This is a genomic window from Streptomyces sp. NPDC048514 (genome assembly GCF_043199955.1).
GTDB lineage: Bacteria > Actinomycetota > Actinomycetes > Streptomycetales > Streptomycetaceae > Streptomyces.
This window is the reverse complement of sequence record NZ_JBICWT010000021.1, coordinates 1-19,552: the sequence shown is the minus strand read 5'-3', so window position 1 is coordinate 19,552 and position 19,552 is coordinate 1. Positions and strand designations below refer to the sequence as shown.

Here is a 19,552-nt window from a genome sequence, read left to right as displayed (position 1 = left end):
CTGCAAGGCGTCTGGCCGCCGCAGGGGGCCGAACCCGTCGAGGTCGGCGACCTGTACGAGCGGTTCGCCGACGGCGGCTTCGGATACGGCCCCGCCTTCCAGGGGATCCGCGCTGCCTGGCTGGTCGGCGACGAGGTGTACGCGGAGGTGCGGCTGCCCGGCGAACAGCGGTCCGCCGCCGCCGCGTACGGCCTGCACCCCGCACTCCTCGACGCCGCCCTCCACACCATCGCGCTCTGTCCTGAGCTGCAACTCGGCGGTGGCAAGCTGCCGTTCTCCTGGTCCGGGGTCACGCTGCACGGCGCGGGCGAAGGGGACGTACGCGTACGGCTGACGCCCCTCGACGGCGGTGCGGTGGCGCTGATGCTGGCGGACTCGATCGGTCGGCCTGTGGCCACCGTCGACTCGCTCGCCCTGCGCGCACGGCCGGAGCAGCTGGGCGCTCCCGCCGCGGAGAATTCCCTGTACGTGCTGGACTGGACCGAGGTGCAACCGAACGTCGACGCCTCGCGATCCACGGCCGGTGGCGGCTGGGCCCTGGTCGGTGACGACGCCTTCGGCGTGGCCGCCGGTCTCGGACTGCCGGTGCACCCGGACCTGGACGCGCTGGTGGCCGCGGATCCGGCGGCACCGCCCGAGGTGGTCCTGGTGAGCTGCTGCCCGGAGCCCGGCACTCTCGCCGGCTCCGTACGCACCGCTCTTGACCGGGCTCTGGGGCTGGTCCAGAAATGGGTCGGGGACGAGCGGTTCGCCGCCTCGCGGATGGTCTTCCTGACACGGGGCGCGGTGGCCGCCGGTGCCGACGAGCATGTGACCGATCTGCCGCACGCCGCGGTCTGGGGCCTGGTCCGTTCCGCGCAGTCGGAGAACCCCGGCCGGTTCGTCCTCGTCGACACCGACACCGACACCGCTCTCGACACCGGCACCGACCTCGGCACCGGCACCGACCTCGGCACCGGCACCGGTACCTGCGCGGAGACGCTGCTTCACGCCCTCGCCGGTGACGAACCGCAACTGGTCCTGCGCGAGGGCTCGGTGCGAGCCGCGCGGCTGGCCGTCGCGACCGGCGCGGCGGCAGGCGGACGGCCGGCTCCCACCGAGCGGCCGGTGCCCGACTGGGGCGACGGCACCGTGCTCGTCACCGGCGCCACCGGCGCGATCGGCGGTGTGATGGCACGCCACCTGGTCGCGGACCGTGGCGTACGGCATCTGCTGCTGACCAGCCGGCGGGGTCTGGCGGCCGACGGTGCGAAGGAACTGTGCGCGGAACTCGGCGACCTGGGCGCCGAGGTCACCATGGCCGCCTGCGACGTCTCGGACCGCGACGACCTCGCCCGGCTGCTGGCCGGCGTGGACGGGGCGCACCCGCTCACCGCGGTCGTGCACACCGCGGGCGTGCTGGACGACGGCGTCGTCGGCTCCCTCACCTCGGAGCGGGTCGACCGGGTGCTGCGGCCCAAGGTGGACGCCGCGATCAACCTGCACGAGCTGACCCGCGACCTCGGAATCTCGGCGCTGGTCCTGTTCTCCTCCATCGCCGGCACCTTCGGCGGCATGGGCCAGTCCAACTACGCGGCGGCGAACGCGTTCCTGGACGCCTACGCCGGCCACTGCCGTGCCCGGGGCTTCCCCGTCCAGTCGATGGCCTGGGGCCTGTGGGAGCAGCGCAGCGAGATGACCGGCAAGCTGGACGACGCGGACCTCTCGCGGCTGGCGCGCGGCGGCATCGTCGCGTTCTCGTCCGCCCAGGGCGCCGCGCTGTTCGACGCGGCAGGGGCGATGGACGCGCCGGTGGTGCTGCCGATGCGCCTGGACCTCTCGGCCCATGCGAGCGGGGCCGGCCCCGTACCGCCGCTGCTCCGCGGCCTGGTCCGGACCCCCGTCAGGGCGGCGTCCCGCCGCACGCCGGCGTCCGGCGGCACGGCGGCGGACGCCGCCGAGGGACTGATGCGGCGGCTGGCGGGACTGCCCGACGCGGAGCGCGACCGGCTGTTGCTCGACCTGGTCAGGACGCAGGCGGCGACCGTCCTCGGGTTCACCGACCCGAACGCGATCGACGTCGACCGCGGTCTGCTGGAGCTGGGCTTCGACTCGCTCACCGCGGTCGAACTCCGCAACCAGCTGGGCAGGACCACCGGACTACGGCTCCCCGCGACCCTGCTGTTCGACTACCCGACGACGAGCGCGATCGCGGAGCACCTCGCGGCCTCGGTCACGCCGGCCGAACCCGTCGCAGTCCCGATCGCCTTCCCCGAACTCGACCGGCTGGAGCAGGACCTGACGCGGGTGGCGGCGGACGAGACCGCCCGGACGAGACTCGCCACCCGCCTGCAGGACCTCCTGTCGAAGCTGGGCCAGGCCCAGGAGGAATCGGAGGGCGAAGCCGCGGCCGCCGGGCTCGACACGGCGTCCGACGACGAGATCTTCGACTTCATCGAGAACGAACTCGGCCTCTCCTGAAGCCGACCCGTCCTCAAGCGAATACCCCTGAAGCCGGCCTTCCCGAATTCGGTCCCCCGAATTCGGTCGGCCCTGCCGACCCCCGGCCTCCTGGGCTCCCAGAATTCGGCCGCTTCCCAATGTGGCCTCTCCTGAAGAAAGCAGCGGTTGAACGGTGAGCACGGTGAGTGAAGACAAGCTTCGCGATTACCTCAAGCGTGTGACGACGGATCTGCACCGCACGCGCCAGCGTCTGCAGAAGATCGAGGAGAGGGACCAGGAGCCCATCGCGATCGTCGGGATGAGCTGCCGCTACGCCGGGGGCGTCCGGACACCCGAGGACATGTGGCAGCTCCTCGTGGAGGGACGCGACGCGGTCGGTCCGCTGCCCGATGACCGGGCCTGGGACACCGAGTCGTTGTACGACCCGGACCCCGACGCGCAGGGCAAGAGCTACGTGGAGGAAGGTGCCTTCCTCGACGGGGCGTACGACTTCGACCCCGCCTTCTTCGGTATCTCGCCGCGCGAGGCGCTGGCCATGGACCCGCAGCAGCGGCTCCTGCTGGAGACCGCCTGGGAAGCCGTCGAGCGGGCCGGGATCGATCCGACGGCCCTCAAGGGCAGCCGTACCGGGGTGTACGCGGGTGTGATGTACCAGGACTACGGTTCCCGGCTCACCACGGTTCCGGAGGACGTCGAGGGCTACCTCGGGGCGGGCGGCTCCGGCAGTGTCGCCTCGGGCCGCATCTCCTACACCCTCGGTCTGGAAGGGCCCGCCGTCACCGTCGACACGGCGTGCTCGTCGTCGCTGGTGGCCCTGCACCTGGCTACGGAGGCGCTGCGCCGCGGCGACTGCTCGCTGGCTCTCGTCGGCGGTTCGATGGTCATGTCCACACCGGTCGCGTTCATCGAGTACGCACGACAGCGCGCCCTGTCCTCCGACGGCCGCTGCAAGGCGTTCTCCGACCGTGCCGACGGCACCGGCTGGGGCGAGGGCGTCGGCATGCTCCTCGTGGAGCGGCTGTCCGACGCGCGGCGCAACGGGCACCCCGTGCTGGCCGTGGTCCGCGGCTCGGCCGTGAACCAGGACGGTGCGAGCAGCGGCCTCACCGCCCCGAACGGACCCTCCCAGCAGCGGGTCATCCGCGCCGCCCTGGCCAACGCCCGGCTGTCCGCCGCCGAGGTCGACGCCGTGGAGGCGCACGGCACCGGTACGAAGCTCGGCGACCCGATCGAGGCCGGCGCGCTGCTGGCGACGTACGGCAGGGAACGCCCCGAGGGCCGGCCGCTGTGGCTGGGCTCGCTGAAGTCCAACATCGCGCACACCCAGGCCGCGGCCGGGGTCGGCGGCGTCATCAAGATGGTGCTCGCGCTCCGGCACGCGGTGCTGCCGATGACCCTGCACGCCGAGAACCGCAGCCCCATCGTCGACTGGGAGTCCGGCGGCGTCGAGCTGCTGACGGAAACCCGGCCGTGGCCGGAGACCGGCGCCCCGCGCCGGGCCGCCGTGTCCGGCTTCGGTTTCAGCGGCACCAACGCCCATGTGATCCTGGAGCAGGCCCCGGAGCCTGCGGCCGGCGGTGAGGACGCCGCCGCCGATGCCGCTCCGGCCGCCGACTCCACGCTGCCGTTCCTCGTCTCCGGCAAGACCGAGGAAGCGCTACGGGCGCAGGCCCGGCGCCTCCTCGAGCACATCACCGCGCACCCGGACACGGCCCCCGCCGGCCTCGGCCACTCACTGGCCCTGGAACGGGCCGCCCTCGAACGCCGCGCCGTGATCGTCGCCGACGACCAGGAAAGCCTGCTGAACGGCCTGCGAGCCCTCGCCGACGGCGTACCGGCCGCACAGCTCGTCCAGGGTCTCGCGGGCGGCAGGCGCAAGACGGTGTTCGTCTTCCCCGGCCAGGGCTCGCAGTGGACCGGCATGGCCCGCCCCCTGCTCGAGTCCTCGCCGGTGTTCGCCGAGCAACTGCGCGCCTGTGACGCGGCGTTCGCCCCTCATCTGGACTGGTCCGTGATCGACGTCCTCCGGGGCGGCCCCGGCACGCCGCCGGCCGACCGGGTCGACGTCGTGCAGCCGGTGCTGTTCTCCGTGATGGTGTCGCTGGCCGCGCTGTGGCGCGCGCACGGCGTCGAGCCGTCCGCGGTCGTCGGCCACTCCCAGGGCGAGGTGGCCGCGGCGTACGTGGCGGGCGCCCTGACGCTCGAGGACGCCGCCCGGGTGGTGGCGCTGCGCGCCATGGCCGCCCTGGAGATCGAGGGCAGGGGCGGCATGCTCTCCGTCCTGGCCTCGGCCGAGCGGATCGCGCCCCGGCTCGCGAGCCTGGAGGGCCGGGTGTCCCTCGCCGCCGGCAACAGCCCCGTCTCGGTGACCGTCGCGGGTGACCCCGACGCGCTGGACGAACTGCTCGCTCAGCTCGGCGACGACGGCATCAAGGCCCGCCGGGTCCCGGGCGTGGCGCTCGCCAGCCACTCGCCGCACGTCGACGCGCTGCGCGCGCGGCTGCTCGCCGACCTGGCGCCCGTCCGGCCCCGCCCCTCGCAGATCCCGTTCTACTCCACCGTGACCGGCGCCCCGCTCGACACCAGCGGGCTCGACGCCGACTACTGGTACCGGAACATGCGCCGGCCCGTCGAGTTCGAGCGCGCCGTACGGGCGCTGCTCGCCGACGGCCACAGCGCGTTCATCGAGGCCGCCCCGCATCCCGTCCTCGCGATGGCGATGCAGGAGACCTTCGAGGACGCCGCCGCGGGCGCCGTCGCCGTGGGCACCCTGCGCCGCGAGGAGGGCGGCTACGGCCGCTTCCTCACCTCCCTCGGCGAACTGCACGTCGCCGGCGGGACCGTGGCGTGGGACGCGGTGTTCGCCGGAACCGGGGCGCGGGGCGTCCCGCTGCCCACGTACGCCTTCCAGCGGCAGCGCTACTGGCTGGCGTCCCCCGCGCCCACCGGCGACGTGGCGGCGGCCGGACTCGGTCCCGGTGACCATCCACTGCTCGGTGCCGCGATACACCTCGCGGACGCCGACCGGCTGCTGCTGACGGGCCGGCTGTCCCTGGAAACCTCTCCCTGGCTCGCCGACCACGCCCTCACCGGCAGCGTCCTGCTGCCCGGCACGGCCTTCCTGGAACTGGCGGTGCAGGCCGCCGACCGGGTCGGCTGCGGTCAGGTCGAGGAACTCACCCTCCAGGCCCCGCTCCTGCTGCCCACGACCGGCGGTGTGGCGGTGCAGGTCACCGTCAGCGAACCCGACGCCGCCGGGCGCCGGACGGTCGGCGTCTACTCCCGCGCGGACGGCGCCGCCGAGGACACCTGGATCGCGCACGCCACCGGCACCGTCGTCCCCACCGCCCGGCCGGCCGCGTTCGACCTGACGGCGTGGCCCCCGGCAGGTGCCGTACCGGTTCCGGTGCAGGACCTCTACGAGCGGTACGCCGCCGACGGATTCCAGTACGGACCGGCCTTCCGCGGCCTGCGGGCGGCCTGGCGCCTCGGTGACGACGTCTTCGCCGAGGTGGGGCTGCCACAGGAGCACCAGGAGGGTGCCCGCGCCTACGGGCTGCATCCCGCGCTGCTCGACGCCGGACTCCACGGCATCGCTCTCGGCCCGCTGTTCGAGGACGCGCGGGGGGAGGGCGACGGCAACGGCCGGCTGCCCTTCTCGTGGACGGGCGTCACGCTGCACGCGGCGGGCGCGGGCGACGTCCGCGTCCGGCTGACCCCGGCGGGCCCCGAAGCGGTCGCCATCCAGGTCGCCGACACCACCGGCCGTCCCGTCGCGTCCGTCGAGGCCCTGCTGCTGCGCGAGATACGGCCCGAGCTGCTGTCCGGGGCGGGTGCCGGACTCGGCGACGCCCTGTTCCGCGTCGAGTGGAAACCGTTGACACCGGCCGACCCGGGGCCGGTCGCGCCCTGGGGCGTATGGGGCACGGACCGGCTGGGTCTCGGTGGTCTGTCCGGCCTGGTCCCGTTCGACCCCGAGCACCCGGCCCCGGACGGCGGAGGGATGCCGGACGCCGTCCTCGTCCCCTGCGCACCGGAACCGGACGTGCGCGCGGCCGATGCCGACGCGGCCCGTGCCGCGGCCGGGCGGGCCCTGGACCTGGTGCAGACCTGGCTCCGGGACGAACGCCTCACCGCGTCCCGGCTGGTCTTCGTCACCCGGGGCGCCACGGCCCTGCCCGGTGAGGACGTGCGCGACCTGACGCACGCCACACTCTGGGGACTGGTGCGCTCCGCGCAGTCGGAGAACCCCGGCAGGTTCGCCCTGGTGGACATCGACGACCACCCGGACTCCGTACGGGCCCTGCGCGCGGCACTCGCGACCGGGGAGCCTCAACTGGTCGTCCGTGAAGGCGCCGTACGGGCCGCCCGGCTCGCCCGCGTGCCCGTCCCCTCCGCCGACACCGCCCTCGGCTGGGACGCCGACGGCACCGTACTGATCAGCGGCACCGGAACGCTCGGCGGCATCCTGGCCCGCCACCTCGTCTCCCGACACGGCATCCGCCATCTGCTGCTGACCAGCCGCCGCGGGCCTGCGGCCCAGGGCATCGACGCACTCCGCGCCGAACTGGCCGAGTCGGGCGCCGAGGTGACCATCGCCGCCTGCGACGCCGGCGACCGCCAGGCCCTGGCAGCGCTGCTCGCCGGTGTCGACCCGGCGCACCCGCTCACCGCCGTCGTGCACACCGCCGGCGTGCTGGACGACAGCGTGGTGGACCGGCTCACTTCCCGGCAGCTGGACCGGGTGCTGCGCCCCAAGGTCGACGCGGCCGTCAACCTGCACGAACTCACCGAACACCTGGGCCTGGCCGGTTTCGTGCTCTACTCCTCCGGAGCGGGCGTCCTCGGCGGCCCCGGCCAGGCGAACTACGCCGCGGCCAACGCCTACCTCGACGCCCTCGCACAGTACCGCCGGGCGCGCGGCCTGCCGGGCCAGTCACTGGCCTGGGGGCTGTGGGCCGACCGCAGCGGCATGACCGGCCACCTCGGCGCCGAGGACACCGAACGCTCCAGCCGCTCCGGCGTGGCACCCATCTCGGCCGAGCAGGGGATGGCCCTGTTCGACGCCGCCGCCGCACTGGACGAGCCGCTGCTCGTGCCCATGCCGCTCGACACGGCCACGCTGAAGGCCGGCGCCGCCGCCGGCTCCGTCCCCGCGCTGCTTCGAGGACTGGTACGAGCCCCGGCGCGCCGGGCGGTCGAGGCAGCCGCTTCGGCGGACGGTGCGGACTCGCTCGCGCGGCGCCTCGCAGGACAGACCGAGAGCGAACAGCGCCGATTCCTGCTCGACACGGTCCGCAGCCTGGTGGCGGCCGTACTCGGGCACGCCTCGTCCGACTCGATCGCCGCCGACCGGGCCTTCCAGGAACTCGGCTTCGACTCCCTGACCTCCGTGCAACTGCGGAACCGGCTGAACACCGTCACCGGACTGCGGCTGCCGACCACCCTGGTCTTCGACTATCCGACCCCCACGGCACTCGCCGAATACCTGCGGACCGAGGCCCTCGGCGAACGGCTCCGCACGGCGGCCACCACCGAGGTGGTCGCCACGGCAGGCACACCGCGCGACGACGACCCGATCGTCATCGTGGGCATGAGCTGCCGCTTCCCCGGCGGCGTACGGAGCCCGGAAGACCTGTGGCGGCTGGTGGACCAGGGCACCGACGCGATGCACGCGATGCCGGCCGACCGAGGCTGGGACCTCGACGAGCTCTACGACCCCACCGGCACGCTGCCGGGCAGGTCGTACGCCGACGAGGGCGCGTTCCTCTACGACGCCTACGACTTCGACCCGGCGTTCTTCGGGATCTCCCCGCGTGAGGCGCTGGCGATGGACCCGGTGCAGCGACTGCTCCTGGAGACCTCTTGGGAGGTCTTCGAGCGGGCCGGAATCGACCCGTCCACGCTGAAGGGCAGCCAGACCGGAGTGTTCGCCGGCCTGATGTACCAGGACTACAGCACCCGGTTGCCGCAGGTCCCGGAGGACCTCCAGGCGTACGTGGGCAGCGGCAGCTCCGGGAGCATCGCCTCCGGCCGCATCGCGTACACCTTCGGTCTGGAGGGTCCGGCCGTCACCGTCGACACGGCCTGCTCCTCGTCGCTCGTGGCGCTGCACCTGGCGGCTCAGGCGCTCCGGCAGGGCGAGTGCTCACTCGCCCTGGCCGGCGGCGCCACCGTGATGTCGACACCCAGCCTCTTCATCGACTTCAGCCGCCAGGGTGGACAGGCCCCCGACGGCCGCTGCAAGACGTTCTCCGACCAGGCCGATGGCACCGGCTGGGGGGAAGGCGCGGGGATGCTGCTGCTGGAGCGGTTGTCGGATGCGCGTCGTCTGGGTCATCGGGTGTTGGCGGTGGTGCGGGGTTCGGCGGTGAATCAGGACGGGGCGAGCAATGGTCTGAGTGCGCCGAACGGGCCTTCGCAGCAGCGGGTGATCAGGGCTGCGTTGTCGGCGGCCGGTCTGGGTGCGGCGGATGTGGACGTGGTGGAGGCGCATGGGACGGGTACGTCGTTGGGTGATCCGATCGAGGCGGGTGCGTTGCTGGCGACGTATGGTCAGGGTCGGGCTGCCGGGCGTCCGTTGTGGCTGGGTGCGCTGAAGTCGAACATCGGTCACACGCAGGCCGCTGCGGGTGTGGCCGGTGTGATCAAGATGGTCATGGCGATGCGTCACGGTGTCCTGCCGCGCACCCTGCACGCCGACGAACCCTCCCAGAAGATCGACTGGTCGGCCGGGTCGGTGGAGTTGCTGACCGAGGCTCGCTCGTGGCCGGAGACGGGTGCACCGCGGCGGGCCGGTGTGTCGGCGTTCGGGATCAGCGGGACGAATGCGCACGCGATTCTGGAGCAGGCGCCGGAGCCGGTTGCGGAAGAACCCCTGGATGCCGGTGCCGGTGCCGGTGCCGGTGCTGATGCCGGTGTGGGTGGTGTGGTGCCGTGGGTGGTGTCGGGTAGGTCTGCGGTGGCTCTGGCTGGGCAGGTGGAGCGTTTGCGTGAGTGTGTGGTCGCTGACTCGGTGTTGTCGTCGTTGGATGTGGGTTTTTCGTTGGCGACGGGGCGTGCGGCGTTGGAGCACCGTGGGGTGGTGGTCGGTCGTGGGCGTGAGGAGTTGCTGGCCGGGCTTGCGCGGGGGGTGTCGGGCTCGCAGGTGGTGGATGGTCTGACGGCGTTGATGTTCACGGGTCAGGGTGCGCAGCGGGTGGGGATGGGCCGGGAGTTGTATGGGGTGTTCCCGGTGTTCGCGGCTGCGTTCGATGAGGTGTGTGTGATCGCGGACGGCTATTTGGGTTGTTCGTTGCGTGAGGTGGTCTTCGGTGTGGGTGCCGGCGGCGGGGTGGTGTCTGGTGCTGCTTCGTTGCTGGATGGGACTGGGTTTGCGCAGGTGGGGTTGTTTGCGGTTGAGGTGGCGTTGTTCCGGTTGGTGGAGTCGTGGGGTGTGCGGCCGGATTTCGTGGTGGGGCATTCGGTGGGTGAGTTGGCGGCTGCGTTTGTTGCGGGGGTGTGGTCGCTTGAGGATGCGGTGGCGTTGGTGGTTGCTCGTGGCCGGTTGATGCAGGCGTTGCCGGGGGGTGGGGTGATGGTGTCGGTGGTGGCTTCGGAGGGGGAGGTGCTGCCGTTCCTGGCTGGTTTCGAGGGTCGTGTGGCTGTGGCTGCTGTGAATGGTCCTGACTCGGTGGTGTTGTCGGGTGATGAGGATGCGGTGGTCGAGGTTGTTGCGGGGGGTGGGTGGAAGTCGTCGCGGTTGCGGGTGAGTCATGCGTTTCATTCGCCGCGGATGGTGCCGATGTTGGAGGAGTTCCGTCGGGTTGCGGAGGGGCTTGAGTATCGGGAGCCGCGGGTGGGGTTGGTGTCGAATGTGACGGGTGAGGTGGTTGCGGGGGGGTTGGTGTGTTCGGCGGAGTACTGGGTGTCTCATGTGCGGGAGGCGGTGCGGTTCTTCGACGGGTTGCGTGCGCTTGAGGCGTGTGGGGTGCGGCGTTTCGTGGAGTTGGGTCCGGCTGGTGTGTTGTCGGGGATGGGCCGGTCGTGTGAGGTGGAGGGGGAGTTCGTTCCCGTTCTGCGTAAGGGGCGGTCGGAGGAGGAGTCGCTGGTCGAGGCGTTGGGCCGGATGCACACGTTGGGTGTGGAGGTGGATTGGGGTGCGTTCTTCGCCGGTCGGGGGGCTCGTCGGGTGGATCTGCCGACGTACGCGTTCCAGCGTCAGCGCTACTGGTTCGACGCACCCGCCGTGCCCGACGGACCGGTGGTCGCAGGAGCCGGTACCGCCGCACCACCGTCCGTCGACACCCGCTTCTGGGACGCCGTTGAGCGCCAGGATCTGGAGGAGCTGGCCGCCACGCTCGAAGTCGACCCGGCGACACCGCTGAGCGGAGTCGTCCCCCTGCTGTCCTCCTGGCGGCGCAAGCAGAGCGACCGTGCCACCGCGGAGGCGTGGCGGTACCGGATCGCCTGGCACCCGGTGGCCGGCGAGCCGCGGGGCACGCTGTCCGGCACATGGTTGGTCACCGTTCCGGCGGCTGCGGCGAAGCAGACCCGCGCGGCCGGTGCGTCCGTCGACGAGGCGTGTGCCGCCGTACTGCGCGGTCTGCGGGAGCGCGGAGCGAAGGCGGTCACCGTCGAGCTGGCCGAGGACGACCGCGACGCGGTGGCAGCGCGACTGCGGGAAGCCGCGGCCGGGGAGGTGCCGGCCGGTGTGCTGTCTCTGCTCGCCTTCGCCGACGGCCCGCACCCGCGCCACCCGGCCCTGCCGTACGGCCTGGCGCTCAACCTCGCCCTCGTGCAGGCACTCGGCGACACCGGGATGCACAGCCCCCTGTGGCTGGCGACCCGGACCGGTGTCTCGGTCAGCCCGACCGATCCCGTAGACCGGCCCGAGCAGGCGACCGCCTGGGGTCTGGGCCGCGTCATCGGCCTTGAGCACCCGGAGCGCTGGGGTGGTCTCGTCGATCTGCCCGACGTCGTCGACGAGCGCGCCGCCGCACGGCTGGCCGGAGTCCTGGCCGCAGCGGACGGCGAGGACCAGCTGGCCGTGCGGGCCGCCGGAGTGTTCGTACGGCGGCTGGTGCACGCCCCGCTCGGCGCGTCGCCCGACGAGGGCAAGTGGCGTCCGAACGGCACCGTTCTCATCACCGGCGGAACCGGTGGCCTCGGAGCGAACGTGGCACGTTGGCTGGCCCGGAGTGGGGCGGAGCACCTGGTGCTGACCAGCCGGCGCGGTTCCGCTGCGCCCGGTGCGGCGGACCTGGCGGCCGAACTGACCGGCCTGGGCGTCCGCGTGACGGTGGCGGCGTGCGATGTCGGCGACCGGGAGGCGCTGGCCGGGCTGCTGCACCGTCTGGAGGCGGAGGGGTCGCCGGTCCGCGCCGTCTTCCACGCCGCCGGTGTCGTGCACTTCAGGCAGCTCGCCGACAGCACGCCGGCCGACTTCGCGGTCATGGCCGACGGAAAGGTCTCCGGAGCCGTCCTCCTGGACGAACTCCTCGACGGGGCGCACATCGAGGCGTTCGTGCTGTTCTCGTCGGTCGCGGCTGCCTGGGGCAGCGGCGGCCAGGGCGCCTACGCCGCCGCCAACTCCTTCCTGGACGCGCTCGCCGAGCAGCGCCGGGCGCGCGGTCTGGCGGCCACCTCGGTGGCCTGGGGCCCGTGGGCGGACAAGGGGATGATCGAGGGCGCCGGTGTGGAGGAGCACCTGAGCCGCCGGGGGCTGCCCCCGATGGCACCGGACCTGGCGGTCACGGCCCTGCAGGGGGCGCTGGCCCGCCAGGAGACGACGCTGGTCCTCGCCGACGTCCGCTGGGACCGGTTCGTGCCGGGCTTCACGGCGGCCCGCCGACGTCCGCTGATCGAAGAACTGCCCGCGGTACGGCGGTTGCTGGAGACGGCGGCCGACACGTCCGACGGCGGCGGCCGGCCGGCGCCGGGCCACGCCCGCGACGCCGGCCCGGTCGGGGACGGAATGGCGGCTCTGCCAGAGGCGGAACGGGAGCGCGTGCTGACCGACCTGGTGCGTGCGCACACCGCGGACGTCCTGGGCCACTCCACACCGGACGCGATCGCAGACGACCGGGCCTTCAAGGAGCTGGGCTTCGACTCGCTGACGGCCGTGGAACTCCGCAACCGGCTGAACGCCGCGACCGGGTTGTCCCTGCCCCCGACGCTGATCTTCGACAACCCCTCACCGGCCACGCTCGCCCGACACCTGAGGTCCGAGCTGTTCCCGGAGCAGCCGGTGACCGCCGACGCCGTCTTCGGCGACCTGGACCGGTGGGAGAAGGCGCTGGGCGAGATCACCGCGGACAGCGGCGTACGCGACCGGCTCACAAGCCGTCTCCAGGGCCTGATGGCGCAGCTCAACGGCACCACCCCGCCACAGGGCGGCATCACCACCGCGGGCAGCGGCAGCGGCGACGCCTCCGTCGAGGAGCAGCTGATGGCTGCGTCCGCCGACGAGATCTTCCACATGATCGACAACGAGTTCGGGACGTCCTGATGGCCAACGAGCATGCCGACCAGCAGACCGGCGAGCAGGAAGCGAAGCTTCTCGGCTACCTCAAGCGGGTCACCACCGATCTCCACCGGACCCGGCAGCGGCTCCAGGAGGTGGAGGACCGTGCGTCCGAACCCATCGCGATCGTGGGCATGGGCTGCCGCTTCCCCGGCGGAGTGCGCTCACCCGAAGCCCTGTGGAACCTGGTCGCCGAGGGCCGGGACGCGATCTCCGCGTTCCCCACGGACCGCGGCTGGGACGTGGACGGCCTCTACGACCCGGACCCGGCCACCTCCGGTACCTGCTACACCCGGCAGGGCGGATTCCTCCACGAGGCCGCCCAGTTCGACCCCGCCTTCTTCGGGATCTCACCACGCGAAGCGCTGGCCATGGACCCACAGCACCGGCTGCTCCTCGAGGTCTCCTGGGAGGCCGTGGAACGTGCCGGGATCGACCCGCTGTCCCTGAAGGGCGAGAAGGCCGGTGTCTTCGTGGGCGCGACGTCCTTCCAGTACGGCGGTGACCCGGCCGTGGCGGACCAGAGCGTCGAGGGCCACCTGCTGATCGGCAACGTCACCAGTGTGGCGTCGGGCCGCATCTCCTACACCCTCGGCCTGGAGGGCCCCGCGGTCACCCTGGACACCGCCTGTTCGTCGTCGCTGGTGACCGTTCATCTGGCCGCCCAGTCGCTGCGGCGGGGCGAGTGCTCACTGGCGCTCGCCGGCGGCGCGGCGATCATGGCCAACCCCGGTGTCTTCGTCGAGTTCAGCCGCCAGCGCGGCCTCGCACCCGACGGCCGCTGCAAGGCGTTCTCCGCGCAGGCAGACGGCACCGGCTGGGGCGAGGGCGTCGGCATGATCCTGCTGGAGCGGCTTTCGGACGCGCGGCGCAACGGGCATCGGGTGCTGGCGGTCGTACGGGGGAGTGCGATCAACCAGGACGGCGCGAGCAACGGCCTCAGCGCCCCCAGCGGGCCCGCCCAGCAGCGCGTCATCCAGGAGGCGCTGGCCGCCGCCGGACTGACCACCGCCGACGTGGACGTCGTCGAGGCGCACGGGACCGGCACCCGGCTCGGTGACCCCATCGAGGCGCAGGCGCTGCTGGCCACCTACGGCCGGGGACGGCCCGCCGACCGGCCGCTGTGGCTCGGCTCGCTGAAGTCCAACATCGGCCACACCCAGGCGGCCGCCGGTGTCGGCGGGATCATCAAGACCGTCCAGGCGATCCGGCACGGCCTGCTGCCCAGAACCCTGCACGCCGACGAACCGTCGGACGCCGTGGACTGGTCGGCCGGGGCCGTCTCGCTGCTCCGCCACGCCATGCCGTGGCCGGACCGGGACCGCCCCCGCCTGGCCGCGGTGTCGGCTTTCGGGGTGAGCGGCACCAACGCACACGTGATCCTCGAGGAGGCACCGGCCGAGGAAGGCGCGCCCGCCCCCTCCGAGGCCCCCGGCGCCGACGGGCCGCCCACGGGCCCGCTGGCCTGGCCGCTCTCCGGCCGCACCGAGGCCGCGCTGCGCGCCCGCGCCGTACAGCTCCGCCGGCACCTCGACCGGCACCCGGACGCCGGGCCGGCCGCCGTCGGGGCGGCACTGGCCCGTACCCGCTCCGCGTTCGAGCACCGGGCCGTCGTGGCGGGCCGGACCCGGGCGGACCTCCTCGCCGGTCTGGAAGCGCTCGCCTCCGGTGCGGCGGCCGCGGGACTGGCCCGGGGCGTCGCCGTGAACACCACCAGGCCGGTCTTCCTCTTCCCCGGCCAGGGCTCGCAGTGGGCCGGCATGGCCGGCGAACTCCGCCGGACCTCACCCGAGTTCGCCCGGACACTGGCGGACTGCGAGCGAGCCCTCGCGCCCTACGTCGACTGGTCGCTGGACGACGTGGTACGCGAAGCCCCGGGCGCGCCCTCGACGGACCGCGTGGACGTCGTGCAGCCGCTGCTTTTCGCGGTGATGGTGGCACTCGCCGCCGTATGGCGCTCGTACGGAGTGGAGCCCGCCGCCGTGGCGGGACACTCCCAGGGCGAGATCGCCGCGGCCTGCGTGGCAGGTGCCCTGTCGCTGGAGGACGCGGCCCGGGTGGTGGCGCTGCGCAGCCGGGCGCTGCGCGCGCTGTCCGGGGGCGGCGGGATGATGTCGGTCTCACTGGCGCAGGACGAGCTGGTCCGGCGGATGGCGCCGTGGGGCGACCGGCTGTCCCTCGCCGCCGTCAACGGTCCCGCATCCATGGTGGTGTCGGGGGAACCCGACGCGCTGCGCGAACTGTCGAGGTCGTGCGAGACCGACGGCGTCCGGGCGAAGATCATCCCCGTCGACTACGCGTCGCACTCGCGGCAGGTGGAGCGGATCCACGAAGAGCTGCTGGAACTTCTCGCCCCGATCCGCCCCCGCTCGTCCGGCACCGCCTTCTACTCGACCGTCACCGGCGAACCGCTGGACACGGCCGGCCTGGACGCGGAGTACTGGGCCAGGAACCTCCGGCAGACCGTCCAGCTGGAGCAGGCGACGCGAGGGATGCTCGACGCCGGCCACCGGGTCATGATCGAGGTCAGCCCACATCCGGTACTCGCGTTCGCCGTGCAGGAGACCATCGAGGCCACCGGCACCGAGGCCACGGTCGTCGGTTCGCTGCGCCGTGACGAGGGCGGCGCCGACCGGATCCTGCTCTCACTGGCACAGGCGTACGTCCACGGTGTCGCGGTCGACTGGGAAGCGGTGTTCGCCGGGCACCGCACCGGACCCCTGGACCTGCCGACCTACCCCTTCCAACGACAGCGCTACTGGCTGGAGACGCCTGCCGCCGCATCCGCGGCCGCCGCACAGGACCCCGCGGAAGCCGCTTTCTGGGACGCGGTGGAACGCGAGGACCGCCCGGCGCTGGCCGCCGTCCTGAACGCGGACGGCGCGGACGGCGCGGACCACGCGGACGCCTCGGACGGCGCGAGCGTCGGCCTGGAAGCGGCACTGCCGCTGCTGTCGGCGTGGCGCAGGCGGCGTACCGAAGGCGCGACCGTGGACTCCTGGCGGTACCGGATCGGCTGGCGTCCGCTGCCCGAACCCGCCGAGGCGGCGCCGGAGGGCCTCTGGCTGGTCGCCGTGCCGGCAGGACACGCCTCGGAGCCATCGGTCTCGACGGTGATCAGCGGCCTTGCCGGTCTCGGCGCGGACATCGTCCCCGTGGAGATCGCCGCGGGCACCGGCCGTGACGAACTCTCCAAGCTGATCGGCGAGTCGCTGCCGGCCTCCGCGTACGGGCAACCGGCGGGAGTGCTGTCGCTGCTCGCCCTCGACGAGAAGCCCCGGCCCGGCACGCCGTCCGTGCCCGCCGGGCTCGGGCTCACCGTGGCGCTGACCCAGGCACTGGGCGACGCGGGGATCGAGGCGCCGCTGTGGACGGCGACCCGAGGAGCGGTCTCGACCGACGCCTCCGACAGGCTCGAGAGCCCGGTCCAGGCCGCCGTCTGGGGGCTGGGCGCGGTCATCGGCCTGGAGTCGCCGCAGCGCTGGGGCGGTCTGGTCGACCTGCCGCCGCTCCTCGACGACCGGGCCCTGACCCGGCTGGCTGCCCTACTCGCATCCGAACGGGCCGCAGGCGCCGACGAGTTCGAGGACCAGCTCGCCGTGAGGGCTTCGGGCGTCTTCGCCCGCCGCCTGCTACGGGCCCCCGCCCAGCCCGACGTACGCGGATGGCGGCCGAGCGGCACCGTACTGATCACCGGCGGCACCGGCGGCGTCGGTGCCCTGGTCGCCCGCAGGCTGGCCCGCGAGGGCGCCGAGCACCTGGTGCTGATCAGCCGCAGCGGCTGCGCCGCACCCGGCGCGGCGGAACTGGAGGCCGAACTCGCCGCGTCCGGCGTCGGTGTCACGATCGCCGCCTGCGACGTCGGCGACCGCGCCGCGCTCGGCCTGCTGCTGGACTCCCTGCAAGCGGGCCCCGTGACCGCCGTGGTGCACGCCGCGGGTGTGCTGGACGACGGTACGCTCGACGCGCTGACGGCCGAGCAGGCCGGCCGGACCCTGCACCCCAAGCTGACCGGTGCACTGAACCTGCACGAACTCACCCGGCACCACGACCTGTCCGCTTTCGTGCTCCTCTCCTCGATCGCCGGCACCGTCGGCGCCGCGGGCCAGGGCAGTTACGCCGCAGCGAACGCCGCCCTCGACGCGCTCGCACAGCAGCGCCGCGCCGACGGCCTGGCCGCCACCTCGATCGCCTGGAGCGCGCTCTCCGACGGCGGAATGATCGACGAGGCGGTCGCGGACCAGCTGCGGCACCGCGGCGCGCCCCCCATGGCCGGCGACCGCGCGGGCGACGCGCTGCTCCAGGCGGCCGCCCGGGACGAGGCGTTCCAGGTCGTCGCCGACCTGGACTGGGACCGCTTCGCCCCCGCGCTCGCCGCCGGGCGGCCGTTGCCCCTGCTGCGCGACCTGCCCGCCGCCCGCGCGGCCCTGGAGGCCGCGGCGGGTCCGGCAGGCGAACACGCCGACGACTCCGAGGCGCTGCTGCGTCGCCTCGCCGGACTGGCCGCCGCCGACCGGCACCGCGTACTGCTCGACCTCGTCAGGTCGCTTGCCGCCGTCGTGCTCGGGTACGCCGCCTCCACGGCGGTGGAGGCCGACCGGGCCTTCAAGGAGCTGGGCCTGGACTCCCTCACCGCCGTCGAACTGCGCAACCGTCTCGGCGCCGCCACCGGGCTCAGGCTGCCCGTCACGCTGATCTTCGACCATCCCACAGCCGCCGCCCTCGCCGCCCACCTCGACGCCGAGCTCCTCCCCGGCGGCGGTTCGCCCGCCGCCTCGCTCCTCGCCGAACTCGACGGTCTGGAACGGTCACTGGCCGCGGTGGGCTCCGACGAGTCCGTCCGCACCGCCGTCTCCGAGCGCCTGCAGTCCCTGCTGCGCACCTGGTCCGCGGACGACCCGGCCCAGCAGGAGGCCGTCGACGACCTCCGGGCGGCGACCGACGAGGAGATGTTCGACCTCCTCGACCAGGAGCTCGACGACATCGCATGAACCAGCGCACCACGAACCACACCTGCCGATTCACCGGCCCTGCGCACCACGGCCTCCTAGGAGCTGACGAGTGATGGAGAACGAAGCGAAGCTTCGCGACTACCTCAAGCGGACCACCGCCAACCTGCGGGTGGCCCGCCAGCGTCTGGAGGAGTACAAGGAGAGGGAGCACGAGCCGATCGCGGTCGTCGCGATGGGCTGCCGCTTCCCCGGCGGCGTGCGGACCCCCGAGGACCTGTGGGACCTCGTCGCCGACGGCCGGGACGCCGTGGGGCCGTTCCCCGCCGACCGCGGCTGGGAACTCGACACGCTCTACGACCCGGACCCGGACCGCAAGGGCACCACCTACGTCCGAGAGGGCGGATTCCTCGACGACGTCGACCAGTTCGACGCTCCCTTCTTCGGCATCTCGCCCCGAGAGGCGCTGTCGATGAACCCCCAGCAGCGGCTCCTCCTCGAAATCACCTGGGAAACCCTCGAACGCGCCGGGATCACCCCGGCCGCACTGCGCGGCACGCGGACCGGTGTGTTCGTCGGGGCCACGGACTTCGACTACGGCACCAACGTGGCGGACCTCCCGGACGGGCTGGAAGGCCAGATGTCACTCGGCGCCTCCGGCGCCATCCTCTCCGGCCGCGTCTCCTACACCCTCGGTCTGGAGGGGCCGGCCCTCACCGTCGACACCGCCTGTTCGTCGTCGCTGGTGGCCCTGCACCTGGCCTGCCAGTCGCTGCGCAAGGGCGAATCCTCCCTGGCACTGACCGGCGGGACCACGGTGATGGCCACACCGACCGGCTTCATCGAATACAGCCGGCAGCGCGCCCTGTCCCCGACCGCGCGCTGCCGTGCGTTCTCCTCCACGGCGGACGGCACCGTCTGGGCGGAGGGCGTCGGTGTGCTGCTGCTGGAGCGGCTTTCGGACGCGCGGCGCAACGGGCATCGGGTGCTGGCGGTCGTACGGGGGAGTGCGATCAACCAGGACGGCGCGAGCAACGGCCTCACCGCGCCCAGTGGGCCGGCTCAGCAGCGCGTCATCCGCGCCGCGCTGACCGACGCCCGGCTGCGGCCGGAGCAGGTCGACGTGGTGGAGGCGCACGGTACGGGTACGACGCTGGGCGACCCGATCGAGGCGGGTGCGCTGCTGGCCACCTACGGTCAGGGCCGTCCAGCGGACCGGCCGCTGTGGCTCGGCTCGCTGAAGTCCAACATAGGCCACGCTGCGGCGGCCTCGGGTGTGGGCGGCGTCATCAAGATGGTGATGGCCCTGCGGAACGGCGTGATGCCTCCGACCCTGCACGTGGACGAGCCGTCACCGAAGGTGGACTGGGAGTCCGGCGCGGTGGAGTTGCTGACCCGGGCGCGGTCGTGGCCGGAGGGCGAGGAGCCCCGGCGGGCCGGCGTGTCCTCCTTCGGCGCGAGCGGAACCAACGCCCACACGATCATCGAGGAGGCCCCGGCCGAGGCCCCCGGCGACGCCGCGCCGGACGCCGGAACCCCGGGAGACCGGAGTCCTGTGCCGATGGGTTCGGGTGTGGTGCCGTTGGTGGTGTCGGCTCGTGGTGTGGGGGCGTTGCGGGGTCAGGCGGAGCGGTTGGGTGCGTTGGTGGGGGCGGTG

4 protein-coding genes are annotated in these 19,552 nt (G+C 73.3%); all 4 read left to right on the top strand.

Going from position 1 to position 19,552, the window contains the following annotated elements:
* A partial coding sequence (locus ACGFT2_RS33925; protein ID WP_393286169.1) for an SDR family NAD(P)-dependent oxidoreductase occupies window positions 1-2,460 on the top strand: 2,460 nt, incomplete at its 5' end.
* Between the two features lie 163 nt (window positions 2,461-2,623).
* Window positions 2,624-12,931: a type I polyketide synthase gene (locus ACGFT2_RS33920; protein WP_393286167.1), complete on the top strand. Its 10,308-nt coding sequence runs from the start codon at window positions 2,624-2,626 to the stop codon at window positions 12,929-12,931.
* Window positions 12,928-17,937 carry a type I polyketide synthase gene (locus ACGFT2_RS33915; protein ID WP_393286171.1) on the top strand — a complete coding sequence of 1,670 codons (5,010 nt, stop codon included), beginning with the start codon at window positions 12,928-12,930 and terminating at the stop codon, window positions 17,935-17,937. Before ACGFT2_RS33920 ends, ACGFT2_RS33915 begins: the two co-directional genes overlap by 4 nt.
* A gap of 73 nt (window positions 17,938-18,010) precedes the next feature.
* Window positions 18,011-19,552: type I polyketide synthase (locus ACGFT2_RS33910; RefSeq protein WP_393286165.1), on the top strand; the 1,542-nt coding region annotated here is incomplete at its 3' end.